Below are 19042 nucleotides of genomic sequence, written 5' to 3'. Positions count from 1 at the left end.
CTATTCCGTTGATCAAATTAGCGGTTACCGAGTAATGGTTACCGGGTTTCGAACGTTTGGTACCCGCCCCGTGGTTCTTCCCACGACTCCACCACATTATCGACGGAACCAGGACGATTGGTCGACGTCGGCTCCTCACGCAACCGCGCTAGGAGCTCGGTGACCGGGGCCCGCTCGCCTTCGGCGCACACGAGCACTCGACCGTCGGAGTAGTTCGTCGCAGAACCCACTAATCCGAGTTCGAGTGCTTGGCTTCGTGTCCACCAGCGGAATCCGACGCCTTGAACATATCCGTGAACCCACGCGGTGAGGCGAACGAGGTCATGTGACTGACCGGATTCTGCTGGAGTCATAAGCTTTTGGTTCCTTTCCTACGAGCTTCTACTGCGCAGTATCCTACTCGCCTACACGATAATTGGGCCGAGCCTGCATTCTCAGTCAGCACGGACAGAACCGTTAGCTGCACGCTTAATAACCTGCGGTGTGGGCGTTCCCGGACGCCGTCCATAGACTTCCTGACCGTCGCCACGGATCGTTAGCGGGTCGGTGCCATCCCAGCATTCGATTTTGTCGTGTCCAGGCAAATTCGGCAGATCGTCTCTGTGGAAGACAGGCGACAATCCACGGTTACGTTGTTGCCGATAATTCTTAAGCAGCGCGATAGCAGCCCCGCCCAGCGGCAGAATGGCGGTGAGGTTGATAGCAACCATAATCCCTGCGAAGAGATCCGCTAGTGCCCAGACGATGCCGACTTTGCCCAGGGATCCGCCCAAAACACAGAGGCACACCAGGAACCGGTATGCGGTCATCACTTTTTTATTTCTGGTGAAGAACTCGATGTTGGATTCACCGTAGTAGTAATTTCCGATGACCGACGAAAACGCGAGGAAGAAGATAATCACCGTCACCAGGTGGACTCCCCAGTGGCCGACTGCGGCCGCAACAGAGTTCTGGGTTAACGATGTTGACTCAACGCCCTCTCCAAAGGAGGGGTTATTGAGCAAAATGATAAACGCCGTGATCGAGCACACGATGATGGTGTCAAAATACACGCCAAGCGTTTGAATAAGCCCCTGTTTGACCGGGTGGCTCACGGAAGCAGTCGCTGCCGCGTTAGGGATGGAGCCTTCACCGGCTTCATTTGAGAACAGGCCACGCCGAATACCGTACATAAACGCTTGTCCGAAAGTCGCCCCCGCGACCTCTCTAATACCTAATGCCGAGGTCACGATCTCAGCAAACATGTGAGGAACCTGCTCGATATTCACCAACACAACAACGAGACCGGTCACGATGTACAGCACGGCCATGATAGGAACCAACCAGTTGGTCACCGACGCGATACGCTGCACACCACCAAACACGATAAGTGCCGTCAGAATGGCCAGCGCAACCCCCAACAACGCCTTCCACCACATCGCATCAGAACCAGTCGACTCGGTAATGGCGTCGACAATGGAGTTTGACTGAACCGCGTTATAGACAAACCCGTACGTCACCGTAATGGCGACCACGAAAACTGCAGCCAACCACTTAAGATTCAGGCCTTTGGTGATGTAGTAGGCCGGACCACCCCGGTAAGAATCGGTGTCCTTAACCTTGTAAAGCTGCGCCAGTGTTGACTCAACGAATGAAGTTGCCCCACCGACGATCGCGACCAACCACATCCAGAAAACGGCGCCTGGCCCACCGATGGTGATTGCCACTGCGACACCAGCAATATTGCCTGTCCCCACACGCGATGCCGCCGAAATTGTAAACGCTTTGAACGCGGAGATTCCTTTTTTGTCTTTTGAAATATCACTGGGTTTTTCTGTCAGCGACCGAAACATTTCCGGAACCATACGGATCTGAACAACGACCGTACGGAAACAGAACCACACACCTGCCGCTAACAGCACCCACGTGATGACGGTCCATAACCCGTCACTCGAGCCAGTCACCGCGTTCTCAATAGCTGCCATAGTGAACTACCCTACGACCATCGACAGGAGATCCAGAATTTCTGATGGCCCACCTGGTGCTATCCGCCAACATTTAACATGTTTGAAATAAATGACCAGAAAATCGGTGCCGAATGTACGTTACAACCGGCCCGCGTCACACGGCGTCGACGTCACAATGCGTCATGAGCTTCGCGGGCAGCATGATGCTCCGCTTCTTTCTTGGTGTGCCCCTCCCCGTGGCCCCACACTGTGCCCTGCAAGGACACTGTCGAGGTGAAATGCGGATCGTGGGCCGGCCCGGAAATCGTCGTGTTGTATTCCGGTTCGCCTAAACCACGGCCAGCAATCTTCTCCAGCAGCTCCGTCTTCCAGTCCATATGCAGTCCGACGGTGGGCGCAGTTTCAATCCTGGACTTAAACAGACGAAGAATAACGTCTTTCGCAGTCTGGAAACCGTGCTCCAGATAAATCGCACCGAGCATGGCCTCTGTCGTATCAGCCAGAATGGAATTCTTGTCTTTCCCATTGGTCAGCTGCTCACCGCGGCCCAGCAGCACGTGATTGCCCAGGCCGATCTCTCGTGCCACATCCGCCAATGCGTACATATTGACGACGCCGGCCCGCATCTTTGAAATCTCCGACTCGGTGCGGTCGGGATAATCCCGATACAGGCGCTCCGCAACAGAGAGCCCCAAAACCGCGTCGCCCAGGAACTCGAGGCGCTCGTTATTCGGCAGCATCCCGTTTTCGTTAGCGAACGAACGGTGGGTCAGCGCCAGGCGTAAAGCGTCGGCAGGAAGAGAGACTCCGAACCCATCGAGTAGGGGCTGATGATCAACATCACCAAAAGCAGCGGCCCAGGCTTCTTCGCCCGTCAGCCGCTCGTGCTTCGAATTCTTTTGTTTAGACATCACGTAGATCTTTCAGCTTGTCCTGCAATCCTGCCCACCGCGGATCGACCGTCTCAGTCTCCCCAGACACCCCGTCGGGCTCGGGAGTTTGGGAGTCGCACTCCTCACCGAACTCTTCGCACGTGGGAGAGAAAGGCAAGGACACTCCAGCTTCGTCGATCACGGCCTGGGTGAGGTCCAACCGATTGTCCTTCACCATCGGGGTCGGATCATCGTCGTCATCATCGTCGGAGTCCTCCGAGGTGATGAAGCCTTCTGTCAGTGCCCATACCCCATTGATATGGAAGGAGAGGTGCGGAGTTAATGGTTTGAGGCACCGCACGCACTCGGCTTCACCGGAGCCCGAAATCTCAGCATCAACCACAAGCCCCTCGCCAACATTGGTGACCGTCGCGTGCACATCAAGAGGGGTGCCGACGCCAAACGCGATCATTTCTGGGCCGATGCGTACTGGTGAAGGACCTTCGGTGTCGATGGTCTCTACAGCGCCCGATTGCTGCGATACCGTTGAGACATCCAGGGACAGCGGGTTATGTGCCGTCGGTGTCACTGATTCTTTGCGGTCAGAATGTGAAATTCCCATAACACCGCCCATGGTAATGCACCGCGGACACTACGTCCTCCTATACCAACTCAACTACCACCGCGGCAGGGCAAAACTGCACGACAAAGCGGTTTTCGCTGAAACTTAGAGTCGGCCTCACACTCAGCCACAAAATGGATGTTTTTAGTTCCGACGCGAGTCTCGGCCGCGGTAATCGTCGCGAGGTTCACGAGAAGCGGACCGGGAACGCCCGCCGGAAATCCCTGCCCCGCCACGCAAAGCAGCGCGATCCTTCCCTACCGTACGCAGCACTGAGGTCAAGGACTCCTCAAACTCGGCCAACTTCTGGTCGACGTACCGGTCGCAATCGCTACGGAGCTTATCGGAATCGGCATGTGCGGAATCGCGAACGCGCGTCGCTTCCTCATTAGCCATCCGTACGACTTCTGATTCGCTAACCAGGCGGGCCTGCTCTTTCAGGCCTTCGTTCACGCTGCGGTCGTAGGATTCATTACCCGACGCAACCAGGCGCTCTGCTTCAGCAGCCGCGCGGCCTGTGACGTCGTCGTATTCACGCTGGGCGTCTTGGACAATGGAGTCTGCCTCGTCCTCGGCGTGGGCGACCATGCCATGGGCGCGATCTTCCGCGTCATTCATCATCGCGTCGCACTTTTCTTGTGCTTCGGCTACTAAACGCTGGGCTTCAGCCTCGGCATCAGCCACCATGGAGTGCGAGCGTTCAGTGGCTTCATTAATGATGCCGTCGCGCTTATCCAGAACATCCTGCGCATCGTCCATCTCAGTCGGTATGGCGTTGCGGATTTCGTCTAAAAGATCCAGGACTTCCCGGCGGGGAACCATACAGTTACTAGTCATGGGTACGCCGTAGGCCTGATCGACCATTTGGAGTAGTTCGTCGATGCCTTCGAAAGTTCTGTACATAACCACTAGCTTGGCAGAATTTTCGTAGTTTTGCAGGAAGCCACGCCAACTAGCCGACGAGACCCTTTAACATTCCTGCTCATCGCGAGGGCTTAGACCCGAATTATTCTGAAAACTTCTTTTGCATCGCCTCGATAACGTGATCAGGCATGAGTCCCGACACGTCGCCGCCGTAGCGGGCCACCTCTTTACATAGGGTCGACGAAATGTGCCCGAACTTCGGCGTCGTCAACAAGAAAAGGGTATCGATTCCAGAAAGCGACCTGTTCATCTGTGCCATCGGCAGCTCATAGGCGTAATCGAGTGAGCTGCGCAAACCCTTCACAAGGGCGCTGATCTGGTGTTCCGTGGTGTAATCCACCAGCAGTTTGTTCCACGAATCAACATCGACGTTGGGCAGGTGCTCCACTGCTTTCCGGATCAGATCACAGCGCTCCTCGACGGAGAAAAGACCATGTTTATTCGGATTAAACGTCACCAGCACCGTGACCTGGTCAAACTGAGCAGCTGCCCGCTCGATAATGTCCACGTGTCCGTTGGTGATGGGATCAAATGACCCTGGGCAGACAACATGCATCCTTGTGTTCCTCTCTCTGGCGCTCCGCGTCCGTGCGCATCATTCTGTGCACATAATATCGAGCGCAATGCGGGCTAACGCTGGTTCTACTCAGAAGCTGGATCTACTCAGAACGAGTAAAAGAGGCCATATCCATGCGCGCAGCCCCATACGTCCGCTTTTTTAACTTCTGCCCGGTCGGCTCATATCCCTCTGGCCACTGTGTCTCAGGGCTGGCAGATGAACGCTCCACCACCACAGCAGCCCCGTCCCTCAGATGGGGAGCCAACGCTACCAACATGTCGTGGACTGCTTCGTCGATGAGCGCATAAGGAGGATCGATCAGCACGATGTCGAAATAATTCTCCGGCGCGCCTGATAAGTAACTGGATACTTTGAGCTGGACGACGTCGGCATCCACATCGCCGACGCGACGAATGTTGTCCTTGATGGTCTCGATGGCAGCCGAATCCGTATCGACGAAAACGACGCTATCTGCCCCGCGCGATGCTGCTTCCAACCCCAACGCGCCGGACCCGGCGAAGAGGTCAAGAACCCGGGCACCATCAAAACCGAAGCGGACGCTGAGCGAAGAGAACACTCCCTCTTTGGCCCGATCAGATGTGGGACGTGTGCCTTCGGCGGGGGCTTTAATGGTCCGCCCGCGTGCGTATCCTGAAATAATTCGCATCTCAATTCCCCTCTTTATGCCTGGACTGCGCTGCCGTATGCGCCAACGTATTACTGCGTGTGCTAATGCGTTGTGCCGCCATCCAAGAATTTCTGACTAATCCGTTATGGCTACAATCCTGTCGCCACCGTCGACGTTGGAAAAATCGTCACGATCCAGTGAACCTACCGTACCTGCGACGGGCGATACCACGGGAGCTTCTAGCTTCACAGCTTCAACAACTGCGAGTGTTTCCCCAGGCGCCACCCGCTGGCCCGGGGTGACGTGGTAGTGAACAACTCCCGCGAAAGGCGCACAAATGTCCATGCGGTTCACTTTACCGTCCATGTTGGCCTGCGCTTTGTCCACCTCAACCGGGAAACACTCACCCTTTGCCCAAGAACTCCCGCTCAGTACTGCTATAGCCTTCACTGAGCCGTCGGGCAAGGCCCGGATCCGTCTGCACGATATGCTCAGCCTCTGTTTTCGCCGCCTCGATCAGTGGTTCGTCATGGACGACGTCGAGGAGGCGAATATGCGTGGATCTGCCGGACTGATCAGCCCCGACGAGGTCTCCCTCACTGCGAGTGGCTAGGTCTAATTCCGCAAGGGCGAAGCCGTCGGTGGTGGCTGCTACGCCCTGGAGGCGTCGGTACGAGTCACTATCTTCCGGCTGAGCCGTGTGGAAGAGACACCACGATGCATGACTCCCGCGGCCGATGCGCCCGCGGAGCTGGTGAAGCTGCGAAATGCCAAAATTCTCGGCTTCGCGAATCAACATGAGCGTTGCGTTGGGAACATCGACGCCCACCTCGATCACGGTCGTGGAAATCAACACGTCACAGTCGCCGCGAGAAAACTTCCCCATGATGCGTTCTTTGTCGGGATTGGGTAGTTGCCCGTGCAGCATCCCAACCCTCAACCCGTGGAGGGGACCAGCCGTCAATTGCTCGTACATGTCATTCACGCCGCCCTCGCCCTGGATCCGGGGACACACGATGTAGGCCTGCCGGCCAGACACTACTTCCTCCCGAATCCGCTGGTAAGCGCGGTCAAGCCACCCCTTTTTCCACTCCGGAACGACGGAACTCTGGATAGGTTTCCTGCCGCCGGGGAGCTCCGTGATCGTCGAGACGTCGAGATCCCCAAAAGTAGTCATCGCGACGGTACGCGGAATCGGTGTGGCGGTCATCACTAGCTGATGCGGGGTGAGCGGCCCGTCCTCCGTATCACGCCCCCGACCACGCAGGCGATCCCGCTGCTCAACACCGAAACGATGTTGCTCATCCACGACAACCAACCCGAGATTGAAGAATTCCACATTGTCGCTGAGCAACGCATGGGTGCCGACAACGATGTCCGTCTCCCCAGTCATGAGCGAGAGGAGGGTCTCTTGGCGGGAGGACGCCGACATCGACCCGGTGACCAGCCGAATCGTGGCGGCGACACCAGCGTTAGCCATCATCGTCATCAGCGAGTGCGCGTGCTGCGCGGCCAACACCTCAGTGGGGGCTAAGAGCGCCGCCTGACACCCCGCATCCACCGCCTGAAGCATGGCGATCAGAGCAACGATGGTTTTGCCCGACCCCACGTCGCCTTGAAGCAGCCGACACATTGGCCTGGTGGCGGCAAGATCGTCGCCAATCTCTTCCGCGACCGCGCGTTGTTGATCAGTCAGGGCGAAGGGCAAGCCGGCTAATAATTCGGCGCGGTATCCGTCCTCGCGGGGAACGCACTGCGGGGCGCGACGGTCCGCTGCAGCGTGGCGTCGTAAAGCGAGGATCAGCTGCAACCCCAAGGCTTCGTTAAAAGCGAGGCGCTTGCGGGCCATGGCTTGATCTGCCCACGAGGAAGGCATGTGCATCGCGCGGATGGCGTGATCCAGCGACGGCAGGGGTTTGCCCAGAACAGTGGGCACGCGCGGCAGGGGGTCCGGGATGGGATCGCTATGGGTGAGGACGGTAGTAATCGCGTCCAACGCAGTCCAGGAATCCACACGAACCGGGCGCTTCGAACCCCGTTTTGAGCGCTTAGTTGGACGCTTGGCTGATTGTTTCGTTGATTGCTTTCCCGTCTTTGAGCTGCCCGTATCACCATCAGTAGCCGACGAGGGCCGCGATGATTGACTCTTCAGCGGGTAGATAGGTAAAAGCGGGAGCTCGGTCACCAGCGCCGCGGTGTCACGGTCAATAATGTTTCGGGATGAACCACGTTGAGAACCGTGTGTGGAACGGTGTTTGTCCTGCTCATCGGGGGGCTGAGCGTCTAACGTCCACTCTTTCGCAAAATCAATCACCTTGTAGGCGGGATGAGCCAGTTGCAGCGCCCCTCGATACTCCGAAACGGTTCCCACAAAAATAGCCCGGGTTCCGACGACGAGATCCCGCGCCGGAGCGAACGCGTTAAAAAACGTGGCATTGATAGTTTGGGTGCCGTCGGTAATGACCACCGTGTACAGGCGCTTTCGGGTGTGCGTCGTTATCTTATTCCCCCGGAGGATTTCCCCCACGAAAGTCACGGTGGTGCCCACGTCAACAGATCCCATGTCCGACGTCGACCCGGGTTCGACATACCGACGCGGGAACCATTCCACGAGCTCGGCAACCGTCGATACTCCGACAGCAGCTAAGTGCGAGCGGGTCGAGTCGGGAAGGGAATCGGGCAGGGGAACGACGAGCGGCTCCCACCCCATCATTGGGCGCACGTGCTCCTCCTTCTGACTGCCGACGCTGGTCCGGCATGCTCCGTGTATGTGACCATTATTCGACACCGATCATGACGGCGGCACCGCACTTCGGGATAGTGAAGAACGAATACTCCGCGGTGTCCGATTGCGACAGGGACCGCATCACGTGCGAGCACTGATCGTCGCCAGAAATGACGGTGACGAGTTCGCCACCTTTCTCGAGTAACTCCGATACGGTTTTCCAAGCGCGGACGACCTCGGGCGGCGGTGGGAGTTCGGCACTAGTGGACTCTTCGTCACTACGGTGGCCCATGTCGTTAAGGTCGCCCAAGTCGTCATAGGTCAAGGTCATCGTTGTTGTCCCCCGGGCCGCGTCAACCATGGCCGCCGCATCCGCGTCGAGAGATTGTGACGGATCGTGAACCGCCATGGCAGCCAAACCCGCGCACAATGATGATGCCGGAACAACGAAAACATTCGGCATGCGCCCATCCACGTCGTTGGGATCAACGATGCCGTTCGTCAGTAGCACTACTTCATCAACATCTTCTTTCTCAATGGCCTCACACACAACCTCGTATTGGTGCTGGCCAGCAGCGTTTTCATCTGCTTCTATGACAACGGTATCCGCCCCGGCGCGACCAAAGAAAACGGCAGCATCCTCACTCGGCACCACGGCTAAGACGGACCGTAGCCGCGGCCGAGCAGTCTGCAAGGCGGACGGACGATCCGCAGAAACCTGGTGCAGAGTCTCAACCGTGAGTTCGGACACGTCACCGCGCTCATATGCCCCCGAAATAACGTCGCCAGCCCGATTAGTGTGAATGTGGATGCGCGCGGAATGGTCCGTCAGCGCGCCCACAATCAGGCTATCGCCCAGGGGAACTAAGAACGTCCGCAGATCCTCGAGGTCCGTGTTCTCGATAAAAAACATGACTTCAAGCTGCGCAGCCGACGGATTCGGCGTTGTATTTTCGCCACCGGAACTTCCGCCGCCGGTTTCACCGTTTCCCGTGCCCGGCGCGGGAGTTCGCGAGGCGTTCACCCCGTCACTGGCCGACGAATCCGGACGCGATTGCCCGCTCCCCCACAACAAATCATCATCGCTGGCCCACGCTGTTTTTCCGTCACTGCGCGCGGAGTCGACGTCGTGAAAATCGACGTCGTTACTGTCGCCATCCCGCATCTCACCGGGCCGCGACGAGAGAACCCGCTCTAGCTCCTCTAACAACACGACAAGACCGCGCCCGCCGGCATCGACAACACCAGCACGTCGTAAAACAGGAAGCTGAGACGGGGTGCGCTCAAGAGCCCGGCTGGCAGCGAGCCTGGCAGCATGTGCCACCGCACGCGCGCTGTCGGTCGAGCGAGCTACCGACGTCGCTGCAGCAGCCGCGGAGCGCAACACAGTGATAACCGTTCCCTCCACCGGATTCACAATGGCAGCCTGCACAAAACGCAAACTATTCGATAACGCGTCACACACCGAGGCGCCGTCCAAAGGGCCATCTTGCGCAGACTCGGCTAGCCCTCGAAGTAGCTGAGAGAGAACGACACCTGAGTTTCCGCGCGACCCTTTCGTCGCTCCAATAGCTAGGGCTATGGCTGCTTCTGAGGTCGTTAATTCCGTGTCGTCGTCGCGGTGCGGACGGGAACCAATCCCAGCACTGTTTCCAGCGCGCGACCTGCTCTTTTTCACCTCCCGTTCGCGAAGAGCATGATCCAATGCCGACACGGCCGATGCCATAGTAAACGCCATATTTGATCCGGTGTCGGAGTCCGGAACCGGGAAAACATTCAGGCGGTTAATCTCTTCCTTCTGCCGGGCCAGCGTCTGCGCACAGGCACGCGCCCACCTCTGAAGCGCGGCAGAATCAATTGCGTCCGGCAGCGAATTCGTCATGGGAGTGCCCATTCGACGGGCTCCGCACCTTGGCTGACCAATAGCTCATTGGCCCGGCTAAACGGGCGTGAACCGAAGAATCCCCGGCTCGCCGATAGTGGCGATGGATGCGGGGAACAGACGGTCGGGGTGTTCCCCAACCATTTCGCGGTACTCTGTGCGTCTCGTCCCCACAATATGGCGACCAGCGGGCGATCCCTCTCAGCCAGCGCTTTAATGGCGCACTCGGTTACTTCTTCCCACCCTTTGCCACGGTGCGATCCCGAATGGCCGGGCCGCACAGTGAGAACCCGGTTAAATAACGCCACACCATGTTCCGACCACGCGGTTAAGTCCCCAGTGGAGGGGGCCGGGCATCCGATATCCTCCTGCAGCTCTCGGAAAATGTTCGCCAAACTGCGGGGAATTGGTGTGACATCGGGGTGAACCGAAAAGCTCAACCCCATTGGATGGCCAGGCGTCGGATATGGATCTTGCCCCACAATCAAGACCTTGACCTGGTCGAATGGGTAGGTGAATGCCCGCAACACATCGGTCCCTGCTGGTAAGTATCCACGACCAGCTGCGTTTTCCTCTCGCAAAAAATCGCCGAGCTCGTGGATCCGGTCGGTGACGGGATCCAGTGGCTCTTTCCAGCTGTCGTGGATCGGTAACGGTGTCTGCAGGGTCATGGTTCACACTTTAGCGACGCCGGCCCGGCAGGCTCCACACTCTTCGGCATTACTCTCTACCGGACGACTCCCCGGCAAACGACTCCCCACCGAAAGGATCCCACCCTAATGTAAACGTCGGTGGCTGCCCATCGATAGTTAACGGCTCGGCACCCTGTTTGTGGACGCGGCCGAGGAAGCGGAAGCCCGAGGGAATATCCGCCCCGGTGGTGGCGAGGAGGGCGTGGTCCTCACCGCCCTGGCATATCCATTCCATGGGGTCGCGGCCCAGCAAGCGAGCTGCTTCACGCACAGCCGGATCCGGCGCGATCGCGTCCTTATCAAGGTCGATTGTGACGTGGCTGGCCCGAGCGATCGTCGAAAGATCAACAACGAGACCATCCGAGTTATCCGTCATCGCTGTAGCCCCCGTTGACCGCGCCACCGTGCCGCGCGCCCGAGCCAGAGAGGGGACACGGAAAGCGTCGACCAATGTCTGAAGGTGCTCTGAATCGGGAATGGCGTCGGGCGAACCGAAATGCTCGAGCAACGCCCAACCCGCTGCCGAGTACCCCAGCCGTCCACTAGCTATCAGCGTTTGCCCTGGATGGGCGCCTGATAATGACAAGGCCGGGGCTGGTCCTGCCAGCTCACCGATCGCAGTGATGCTAAGCGTCAACCGCTCACTGGTTACTACATCTCCCCCAACCAGTTCCGCGGGCCACCGGCCAGCTTCGTCGGCAATGCCCCTGGCAATCCCGGTGAGGACGTCACTATCCAGATTCGGCGGCGCAGCAACTCCTAAAAGCAGAGCGACCGGGCGCGCACCCATTGCTTCTATATCCGCGAAATTTTGTACTACGGCACGGCGGCCCACATCATAGGGCGTCGACCAATCACTCCGGAAATGCTGCCCCTCCACCAAAAGATCCGTGCTACACACCGTTTTCGACGCAAACGATGACGGAGAGAGGACGGCGGCGTCATCACCGTTCATGTCGGAAGGAGCGGCTGAGCGGATGGCGTCGATCACGCCCCGCTCACCAAGGCTACGTATAGGTTGTCCCATTACTCTCTCATCTCGGCGCGACTAACGACATGATGATAATTGATTCCGTAACAATCGGCCGTTGACGCACCGAGACACACCGAGCGCGCTCTGGAGCAGCTACGGAACCGCCACTGGCAACCGAGCAGCAAGCGACCACCAGTACACTGAGAAATTATGTCTGATGACCAGCCGACTACAGACGAAATCCAACGACTCACCGGCCCGGGGACGATCATTTCCCTCGTCTTGGCCATCGGGTTAGTCGTCGGTGTCATCATTGCTGCCCGAATCGCGTACGACCACGCTGAGCACCAGCCCGTCACTCTCAACACCATCGACGCGCCGGGTGCGTCGTCGGAGGAATGCAGCAGTCTTATCGACAACCTCCCCGACCACCTCGGTTCTTATGATCGGGTATCGCTGGCAGACCCCGCCCCTGATGGTGCTGCTGTCTGGATCGATGGCGACAATCGCATAACGCTGCGCTGTGGGGTTCAGCCACCAGATTCCTACACAGCATTATCGACGACGGAGGAACACGGCAAGGAAGAATCCGGCGGCAAGTCGGAGGGTATCCGCTGGTTAGGCATTGCCGACGCCCGCGGCGGCGATAAACCCGTCACGGATTCCGTGACCTGGTACACGCTGGGGCGTGCGCAAGAAGTTGCCGTCACTGGGCCCGAGGATGTGGCAGATGATTTGAGCGATCTTTCTGGGGCGCTTCACCACAACCCGGTGTCGGATGCGTCGGCGACGGCGCATCCAGCTCAGACGCCGTTGTCTACGCTCCCCGTCACAGATGAGGCGGCTCGTGGCAAGCAATGTCGTAGCGTCCTCGATGCTCTCCCCGATCACTTCGGCGCGTTACAACGTACGACAAAGGACGCGCTGGGTAACGATCTTCCCGACGGAATGGCAGCGTGGACGGCACCCCGACGCGACCCCGTCGTCGTGAGGTGCGGAGTAGAGCAGCCCGAGAGTTACCATCCTGGGGCTCAGCTCCAACAGATTAATGATGTTCCGTGGTTCAACGACGGAACGCCCGGTAACCAGCCAACGGCGGAAGCTCCCTCGTCGGGGAGCTCAGCGCAGAACGCGCCCGAAAACGCTTCCACGTCGGCGACGGATAACACCTGGTACGCCCTGGGATACAGCGATATCGTTGCTCTTTCGATGCCGGCGTCGTCGGGAAACAGCGTCATTACGACGCTGTCCAACGCGATTAGCAAAAATATGGAAAAGTCCGGGGACTAAACCAGGAGGCTAAGCCAAAAATCGTTAAGCCCCGGGGTGGGCCACCATGGCGCGTTGGATCAGGAGATCCAAGAGGTCGGGGTAGTCAATACCCATCGCACCGAACATTTGTGGATACATCGAGATCGGCGTGAACCCAGGCATGGTGTTGATCTCGTTCAACACCGGGCCACGGTCCGTCACGAAGAAATCAACGCGTGCCAGGCCTTCACAATCCAAGGCGTGGAAGGTTTCCACAGCGAGTTCGCGGATGTGGCGGATGGTGTCGTCGTCAAAGTGCGGTGGAATCTGGGCTGTAATGACGTTATCCAGGTACTTTGTGTCGAAACCGTAGAACCCTTCGTCACCCGACTCAGTGTCCTCGAGCTGCGCGGGCAAGGAGGCCTCGACGGTGCCATCTGGCCGCTGGAGAACGCCACACTCCACTTCCGTACCCACAATCATGGACTCCACAATGACCTTGGAATCATGCTGACGCGCCAGATCGAGAGCGTCGTCAAGTTCATCCCACTGGTCAACCTTGGAAATACCGATGGAGGATCCACCTCGCGCAGGCTTCACGAACACCGGCAGGCCCAGAAGATTCTTTTCCTCCTCGGTCAGGGATCGCGTCTCACGGAGGACGACGTCACGGCCGATGGGGAGCCCTTCTGCCGCAGCCAGTTTCTTGGTGAATTCTTTGTCCATCGATGCCGCCGACGCCAAGACACCTGCACCGACGTACGGAACGGACGCCATGTCAAAGAGCCCTTGGACGGTTCCGTCTTCACCGAAACGTCCGTGAAGAACAGGGAAAATGACGTCGACGTCCGCAAAGACCTGGCCAACGTCGGGACCGTCCGCATAGACAAAACGGCCGGCGTGCTGCGGATCGAGTGACAACGACAAGCTGGTGCCGGCCTTCACTTCTGGCAGCTGCCGCTCACGAATGGAAAGTTCTTTCGGATCCGAGGACCCCACTACCCAGCGCCCATCTCTCGTGATACCAATCGGAACCACCTGGTAACGGTCGGGGTCGAGGTGAGAAATCACGGCGCCCGCAGACACACACGAAATGGAATGCTCAGAACTACGCCCACCATAGACGACGGCGACGCGGATGCGACTGTGCTCGTTATGGCTGCTGCTCTCGTCGCGCTCCCCGCCAGTACCCGGACCTGATTGAGTAGAGGAAACCAGGGGCGATGCCGACTGCGATGTAGTGTCCGCCGACGAGTCAGATGAAGGTTCAGATGTAGTCACGGGGACTAAGTGTAGCGGCACTACGCGATGTCACGGTACTACTCCGCTTTGGTATCGCGCTCCATCAGGTTCATGATGCTCTCTTTCACGGTGGCACCGTCGAAGCAGACCGACACCACCGCATCCGCGATGGGAACGTCGACACTATGGGCCCGGGCCAGCGACTGAATTGCCCGGCACGCGTTGACGCCCTCCGCGACTTGCCCATGACAGGCTTCTTGCGCTTCCTCGAGGCTCATTCCCTGACTGAGGTGCTCCCCGAAGGTTCTGTTACGAGACAACGGCGAATTACAGGTTGCTACTAAGTCGCCTAGTCCGGCCAGCCCGGAAAATGTTGCGGGATTAGCGCCGAGAGCCGTCCCAAGCCGTACCGTTTCAGCAAGTCCGCGCGTGATAATCGTCGCTGCGGTGTTGAAACCCAGGTTTTGGCCAGCGGCCATCCCCGCAGCTAAAGCAATTACATTCTTTGCTACTCCCCCGATTTCACAGCCAATGACATCCGTATTGGTGTACGGCCGGAAATAGCCCGTGGTACACGCTTCCTGAACCCGTTTGGCGCTGTCATGATCGGTGCAGGCCACCACCGTTGCCGCGGGCTGCTCGTCCGCTACCTCTTTAGCCAGATTAGGGCCGGACAGCACTGCGATCTTGTCCGACGGCCGCCCGGATGCCTCCGCAATGACCTCACTCATCCTGCGGGCCGTGTCACGTTCAAGCCCCTTCGGCAGCGACACAATCAGCGCATCGTCGGGAAGGAAATCCCTCCAACGGGTCAGGCTGTCTCGAACCGCATGGGACGGAACCCCCAGCACAACAATGTCCGCATCCGCCAAGGCCACGCGGGGGTCACTCGTCGCAGTCACGGCATCGGGGATAACGACGCCCGGGAGGTATCGCTGGTTGCGCCGCGCCGATTGGATCTCATCGGCCACCTCGTCGCGCCGGGCCCACAGTCTGACCGTGTTTCCGGCGTCGGCAAACACTTTCGCCATCGTGGTTCCCCACGACCCTGCCCCCATCACCGCTACTGCAACCATCGCGGACCATCCTTCCCTTCGTCATGCGCACTATCGTGTGGGTGCCGTGCCCTTCCCCACCGTATGCGTCGGCTCGTCTTTTGGATCCAGCCTAACCGCCCCTATTCGGGCTCGCGCGGATTAACCTCTCACCATTGTTTGCGTTCCTCGCTTATCGTTGACATAGATTCACTCCACAGAATCCCCGGGAGGATACACATCACTATGTCGAAGAAACGTTCATCCCACTCACACGATGCCACTCTTGCCGACGCTCCTCTGCCCGGATCCCAGGGAAGTGGCACAAACACGAAGCACCGGTCCGACGCGGAAGGACGCGTGCAGGGTATCGCCCGCCACCCCGCACAGGAGCTGGGCAAAATTACGCTGGCCGCCGGTGCCGTCGTGTGGCGACGTCGGCAGGGAGCGGATTCTTCTACACCGGCCGCGGATGAGTCATCACATGATTCGTCGGCAAGTACTGTGACCGTGGATGACATCGAGGTCCTCCTGATTCACCGGCCGCGGTACGACGATTGGTCGCTGGCGAAGGGGAAACTGGATCCCGGCGAGACACTCCCCATGACGGCTATTCGGGAGATCAAGGAGGAGACGGGTTACGACGTCACGCTGGGGAAGCTTCTGGGCCGGGTGACGTATCCGGTGAAGAGTAGGACGAAGGTGGTGTATTACTGGACGGCCGAGTGCGTTGACGGGGCCTTCGAGGACAATGACGAGGTTGACCAGCTGGTGTGGCTGCCGTTGGAGGAAGCGAAGAAGCGCACAACGTACAAGGTGGACTCGGAGATCCTCGAGAAGGCGGCTCACGAAATTGTCCTCTCCCCCACATCCCGGATCATTCTTATCCGCCATGCTCATGCTCATCCGCGCGAGGGGTGGGGCGGTAACGATAATCTCCGGCCCCTCGACCGGAAAGGCCGTCGTCAGGCCGACATGTTGCCCCGCGAGTTGGCGGGGTTTGGAATCACCCGGTTGTATTCGGCAGATCCGATCCGCTGTCAGACCACGGCCGAGCCACTGTCGCAGAGTTTGGGGCTGCACATTACTATCGACGAGCTGTTCGGCGACAACGGCTGGGACGCGCACACGGCCGACGCGAAACGACGGATTTCGGACATCATTACGCATGGCGGAGTGTCCGCGATCGTCAGCCAGGGCAAAGCGATCCCGGAGATCATTGCCTGGTTGTCGTCGGAAGGAGACGTGTCTATCGACGACATACCGTGTAAGAAATCCAGCGCATGGGTGCTGACCTTTGTCGACGGGAAGCTATCCGGCGCGGACTATTTCGCTAGCCCTCTGCCGATTAAATAGCGGCGATGGACGCTACGAGCGCTTAAATCGTCGTCGGCATGAACGGCGACCGCGACTTTTCGTATTGCGTGATGGCGTCTTCATTGCGCAGCGTCAGCGCAATGTCGTCGAGGCCCTCCATCAAGCGCCACCGCGTGTGGTCATCGATATCAAAACCGAACACCGCCTCGCCGACCGTGACTGTGCGTTCTTCGAGGTCGACGGTCATGGTACGGCCCGGTTGTTCATCCAGAAGCTTCCAGATCAACTCGATATCTTCTTCAGTCATTTGCGCGGCAACAAGCCCGTTCTTGCCGGCGTTGCCGCGGAAAATATCCGCGAACCGTGCAGATATAACGACGCGGAACCCATAATCCATCAGGGCCCAGGCCGCGTGTTCGCGGGAGGATCCGGTACCGAAATCTGGCCCAGCAACAAGAATCGACCCGTTCTTGTACGTGTCCTGGTTGAGGACGAAATCGGGGTCTTCCCGCCATCGCGCGAATAGCCCGTCCTCGAATCCGGTTCGCGTGACCCGTTTCAGATACACGGCGGGAATTATCTGATCTGTATCGACGTTGGAGCGCCCGAGTGGAACTCCCACCCCAGTGTGGCTAATGAACTGCTCCATAACCGACCCTTTCTGTGTGGCGTTGTTCGTGATGTGTGCGGTTTTTCTTATGCGCGCGGTTTTCCTATGCGCGTGTGCGGCGTTCTTTCCGCCACACCGCTCTATGCACTCGTTGCGGTGCTCTGTGGTGATGCCGCCTCACTGGCTGCGCTACCCGCCGGACTGAGATCTGCAGGCGACGCAAAACGACCTTGAACAGCAGTAGCGGCGGCCACGTACGGGCTCACGAGGTGCGTCCGTCCGCCCCGTCCTTGACGACCTTCAAAGTTACGGTTCGACGTCGATGCACACCGCTGACCTGGCGAAAGCTGATCAGGGTTCATTCCCAAACACATCGAGCACCCGGGCAGACGCCACTCGGCACCAGCCTCAGTGAAAATAGCGTCCAGTCTCTCTTCTTCGGCTTGCTGCTTCACACGCGCAGATCCTGGCACCACCAGCATGCGCACCCCGTCGGCAACTTTCCGTCCCTTCACGACGGACGCTGCCGCGCGCATGTCTTCAATGCGGCCGTTCGTACACGATCCAACGAAAACAACGTCGATGGGAACGTCGCGCATCGAAACCCCAGGGGTGAGGTCCATGTACTTCAGGGTTTTTTCACAAGCCGACGCTTCTTCTGCGTCGGTAAAGTCTTCGGGACCTGGAACGGGTTCCCCGAGTGCAATGCCCTGCCCGGGGTTTGTTCCCCACGTAACGAACGGCGTGATGTCGCTGGCATCGAGGTTAACGACGGTGTCGAATTCCGCGTCGTCGTCGGTCCGCAATGATTTCCAATATTCGACGGCACCATCCCAATCCTCCGGTGCGTGCGGGCGACCCTTGATGTAGCTGAACGTCGTCTCGTCGGGAGCGATCATTCCGGCCCTTGCACCCGCTTCAATCGACATGTTGCACACCGTCATCCGGGCTTCCATCGACAGCTGGCGGATCGCTTCGCCGCGGTATTCAATGATGTGTCCTTGACCACCGCCGGTTCCGATCTTCGCAATGACAGCCAGGATGATGTCTTTGCCCGTCGTCCCTTCGGGGAGGGTTCCGTCGACATTAACCGCCATTGTTTTGAATGGCTTGAGAGGCAAGGTCTGCGTGGCCATCACATGTTCTACTTCGGAGGTTCCGATTCCGAATGCGATAGCTCCGAAGGCTCCGTGGGTTGCGGTGTGGGAGTCCCCGCACACCACTGTCATCCCTGGTTGCGTCAGCCCCAATTGTGGCCCGACGACGTGCACAATGCCTTGTTCGCGGTTCCCCATTGGGAAGAGTTTGACGCCGAATTCTTCGGCGTTTTTCCGTAGCGTGGAGACCTGTGTGCGCGACGTGATGTCTTTAATCTCTGCGACGTCGCCGGTCTTGACCCCAATGGTGGGGACATTGTGATCCTCGGTGGCGATGGTGAGGTCAGGCCGGCGAACCGGTCGGCCCGCCATGCGGAGGCCGTCGAACGCCTGGGGCGAGGTCACTTCGTGGACCAGGTGCAGGTCAATGTAGATGAGGTCAGGGTCCCCATTGTTCCCGCGTGAGACAATATGGTTTTCCCATACTTTCTCCGCCATCGTGCGCGGGCGATCTTTGTGGTCGTCCTCAGCAGAGTCCGAGAGCGTCGTCGATGGGGTGCGAGTGGTAGAGGCTCCGGTGGTTGCGGAGGTTATGTCTGCGGTGGAGTTCGTCATTCTCCAATCCTTCCGTCGAGTCGGCTGCCGTTCCGACGTCCGAGCGTCTCACT

18 protein-coding genes are annotated in these 19042 nt (G+C 58.6%); 2 read left to right on the top strand and 16 right to left on the bottom strand.

Going from position 1 to position 19042, the window contains the following annotated elements:
• Positions 1–38 precede the first annotated feature (38 nt).
• The 12 genes from JMN36_RS01210 to JMN36_RS01155 all read right to left on the bottom strand — a co-directional run bounded on the left by JMN36_RS01210 (position 39) and on the right by JMN36_RS01155 (position 11877).
• Positions 39–353 (bottom strand): acylphosphatase, encoded by a 315-nt coding sequence (locus tag JMN36_RS01210; protein WP_204087127.1) that lies wholly within the window; start codon positions 351–353, stop codon positions 39–41.
• An 81-nt stretch (positions 354–434) separates the two neighbouring features.
• Positions 435–1964, bottom strand: a complete 1530-nt coding sequence (locus tag JMN36_RS01205; RefSeq protein ID WP_204087128.1) for an alanine/glycine:cation symporter family protein — start codon at positions 1962–1964, stop codon at positions 435–437.
• A 152-nt stretch (positions 1965–2116) separates the two neighbouring features.
• The gene (rnc, locus tag JMN36_RS01200) at positions 2117–2857 is read right to left on the bottom strand and encodes a ribonuclease III (RefSeq protein ID WP_204087129.1); all 741 of its coding nucleotides are present in this window, start codon (positions 2855–2857) and stop codon (positions 2117–2119) included.
• Complete coding sequence (locus JMN36_RS01195) at positions 2850–3440, bottom strand: YceD family protein (RefSeq protein WP_204087130.1); 591 nt, start codon at positions 3438–3440, stop codon at positions 2850–2852. The genes rnc and JMN36_RS01195 overlap by 8 nt, the downstream gene beginning before the upstream one ends.
• 144 nt (positions 3441–3584) lie before the next feature.
• Positions 3585–4343: a FliH/SctL family protein gene (locus tag JMN36_RS01190; RefSeq protein ID WP_046202470.1), complete on the bottom strand. Its 759-nt coding sequence runs from the start codon at positions 4341–4343 to the stop codon at positions 3585–3587.
• Between the two features lie 103 nt (positions 4344–4446).
• Positions 4447–4920, bottom strand: a complete 474-nt coding sequence (gene coaD / locus JMN36_RS01185; RefSeq protein ID WP_204087131.1) for a pantetheine-phosphate adenylyltransferase — start codon at positions 4918–4920, stop codon at positions 4447–4449.
• A gap of 103 nt (positions 4921–5023) precedes the next feature.
• Entirely contained in the window at positions 5024–5590 is a 567-nt protein-coding gene (locus tag JMN36_RS01180; RefSeq protein ID WP_012731832.1) for an RsmD family RNA methyltransferase, read from the bottom strand.
• Between the two features lie 96 nt (positions 5591–5686).
• A complete protein-coding gene (locus tag JMN36_RS01175; RefSeq protein ID WP_204088730.1) occupies positions 5687–5896 on the bottom strand; it encodes an acyl-CoA carboxylase biotin carboxyl carrier protein subunit in 210 nt (69 codons plus the stop codon).
• 58 nt (positions 5897–5954) lie between these two features.
• Entirely contained in the window at positions 5955–8264 is a 2310-nt protein-coding gene (locus tag JMN36_RS01170) for an ATP-dependent DNA helicase RecG (protein WP_204087132.1), read from the bottom strand.
• A gap of 64 nt (positions 8265–8328) precedes the next feature.
• Complete coding sequence (locus tag JMN36_RS01165) at positions 8329–10170, bottom strand: DAK2 domain-containing protein (protein ID WP_221923692.1); 1842 nt, start codon at positions 10168–10170, stop codon at positions 8329–8331.
• On the bottom strand, positions 10155–10829 hold the full coding sequence (locus JMN36_RS01160; protein ID WP_204087134.1) for a uracil-DNA glycosylase: 675 nt from the start codon (positions 10827–10829) through the stop codon (positions 10155–10157). Before JMN36_RS01160 ends, JMN36_RS01165 begins: the two co-directional genes overlap by 16 nt.
• Before the next feature lie 49 nt (positions 10830–10878).
• Positions 10879–11877, bottom strand: a complete 999-nt coding sequence (locus JMN36_RS01155; protein ID WP_204087135.1) for a thiamine-phosphate kinase — start codon at positions 11875–11877, stop codon at positions 10879–10881.
• Between the two features lie 156 nt (positions 11878–12033).
• Here JMN36_RS01155 and JMN36_RS01150 point away from each other — a divergent pair, with 156 nt between their 5' ends.
• On the top strand, positions 12034–13113 hold the full coding sequence (locus JMN36_RS01150) for a DUF3515 domain-containing protein (RefSeq protein WP_204087136.1): 1080 nt from the start codon (positions 12034–12036) through the stop codon (positions 13111–13113).
• A 24-nt stretch (positions 13114–13137) separates the two neighbouring features.
• Here JMN36_RS01150 and JMN36_RS01145 read toward each other — a convergent pair whose 3' ends face one another.
• Both JMN36_RS01145 and JMN36_RS01140 read right to left on the bottom strand, forming a co-directional pair.
• On the bottom strand, positions 13138–14214 hold the full coding sequence (locus JMN36_RS01145) for a D-alanine--D-alanine ligase family protein (protein WP_204088731.1): 1077 nt from the start codon (positions 14212–14214) through the stop codon (positions 13138–13140).
• A gap of 179 nt (positions 14215–14393) precedes the next feature.
• Positions 14394–15392 (bottom strand): NAD(P)H-dependent glycerol-3-phosphate dehydrogenase, encoded by a 999-nt coding sequence (locus JMN36_RS01140; RefSeq protein WP_204087137.1) that lies wholly within the window; start codon positions 15390–15392, stop codon positions 14394–14396.
• Positions 15393–15596: 204 nt separating this feature from the next.
• Here JMN36_RS01140 and JMN36_RS01135 point away from each other — a divergent pair, with 204 nt between their 5' ends.
• On the top strand, positions 15597–16706 hold the full coding sequence (locus JMN36_RS01135; RefSeq protein WP_204087138.1) for an NUDIX hydrolase: 1110 nt from the start codon (positions 15597–15599) through the stop codon (positions 16704–16706).
• A 22-nt stretch (positions 16707–16728) separates the two neighbouring features.
• Here the strand turns inward: JMN36_RS01135 and leuD are convergent, their stop codons facing one another.
• Together leuD and leuC are read right to left on the bottom strand one after the other, a co-directional pair.
• The gene (gene leuD, locus JMN36_RS01130) at positions 16729–17316 is read right to left on the bottom strand and encodes a 3-isopropylmalate dehydratase small subunit (protein WP_204087139.1); all 588 of its coding nucleotides are present in this window, start codon (positions 17314–17316) and stop codon (positions 16729–16731) included.
• A 101-nt stretch (positions 17317–17417) separates the two neighbouring features.
• Entirely contained in the window at positions 17418–18872 is a 1455-nt protein-coding gene (gene leuC / locus JMN36_RS01125; protein ID WP_204088732.1) for a 3-isopropylmalate dehydratase large subunit, read from the bottom strand.
• Positions 18873–19042 lie beyond the last annotated feature (170 nt).

Origin of the sequence: Corynebacterium pseudokroppenstedtii, assembly GCF_019754945.1 — a bacterium.
Lineage (GTDB): Bacteria > Actinomycetota > Actinomycetes > Mycobacteriales > Mycobacteriaceae > Corynebacterium > Corynebacterium pseudokroppenstedtii.
The sequence above is the reverse complement of the archived record's forward strand: the minus strand, read 5'-3'. Positions and strand labels throughout refer to the sequence as shown.

Bases quoted from the DNA above. Each gene is read 5' to 3' on its own strand.
- JMN36_RS01210 (WP_204087127.1), bottom strand. From the start codon at position 353: ATGACTCCAGCAGAATCCGGTCAGTCACATGACCTCGTTCGCCTCACC.
- JMN36_RS01205 (WP_204087128.1), bottom strand. From the start codon at position 1,964: ATGGCAGCTATTGAGAACGCGGTGACTGGCTCGAGTGACGGGTTATGG.
- rnc (WP_204087129.1), bottom strand. From the start codon at position 2,857: ATGTCTAAACAAAAGAATTCGAAGCACGAGCGGCTGACGGGCGAAGAA.
- JMN36_RS01195 (WP_204087130.1), bottom strand. From the start codon at position 3,440: ATGGGAATTTCACATTCTGACCGCAAAGAATCAGTGACACCGACGGCA.
- JMN36_RS01190 (WP_046202470.1), bottom strand. From the start codon at position 4,343: ATGTACAGAACTTTCGAAGGCATCGACGAACTACTCCAAATGGTCGAT.
- coaD (WP_204087131.1), bottom strand. From the start codon at position 4,920: ATGCATGTTGTCTGCCCAGGGTCATTTGATCCCATCACCAACGGACAC.
- JMN36_RS01180 (WP_012731832.1), bottom strand. From the start codon at position 5,590: ATGCGAATTATTTCAGGATACGCACGCGGGCGGACCATTAAAGCCCCC.
- JMN36_RS01175 (WP_204088730.1), bottom strand. From the start codon at position 5,896: ATGGACATTTGTGCGCCTTTCGCGGGAGTTGTTCACTACCACGTCACC.
- JMN36_RS01170 (WP_204087132.1), bottom strand. From the start codon at position 8,264: ATGATGGGGTGGGAGCCGCTCGTCGTTCCCCTGCCCGATTCCCTTCCC.
- JMN36_RS01165 (WP_221923692.1), bottom strand. From the start codon at position 10,170: ATGGGCACTCCCATGACGAATTCGCTGCCGGACGCAATTGATTCTGCC.
- JMN36_RS01160 (WP_204087134.1), bottom strand. From the start codon at position 10,829: ATGACCCTGCAGACACCGTTACCGATCCACGACAGCTGGAAAGAGCCA.
- JMN36_RS01155 (WP_204087135.1), bottom strand. From the start codon at position 11,877: ATGGGACAACCTATACGTAGCCTTGGTGAGCGGGGCGTGATCGACGCC.
- JMN36_RS01150 (WP_204087136.1), top strand. From the start codon at position 12,034: ATGTCTGATGACCAGCCGACTACAGACGAAATCCAACGACTCACCGGC.
- JMN36_RS01140 (WP_204087137.1), bottom strand. From the start codon at position 15,392: ATGGTTGCAGTAGCGGTGATGGGGGCAGGGTCGTGGGGAACCACGATG.
- JMN36_RS01135 (WP_204087138.1), top strand. From the start codon at position 15,597: ATGTCGAAGAAACGTTCATCCCACTCACACGATGCCACTCTTGCCGAC.
- leuD (WP_204087139.1), bottom strand. From the start codon at position 17,316: ATGGAGCAGTTCATTAGCCACACTGGGGTGGGAGTTCCACTCGGGCGC.
- leuC (WP_204088732.1), bottom strand. From the start codon at position 18,872: ATGGCGGAGAAAGTATGGGAAAACCATATTGTCTCACGCGGGAACAAT.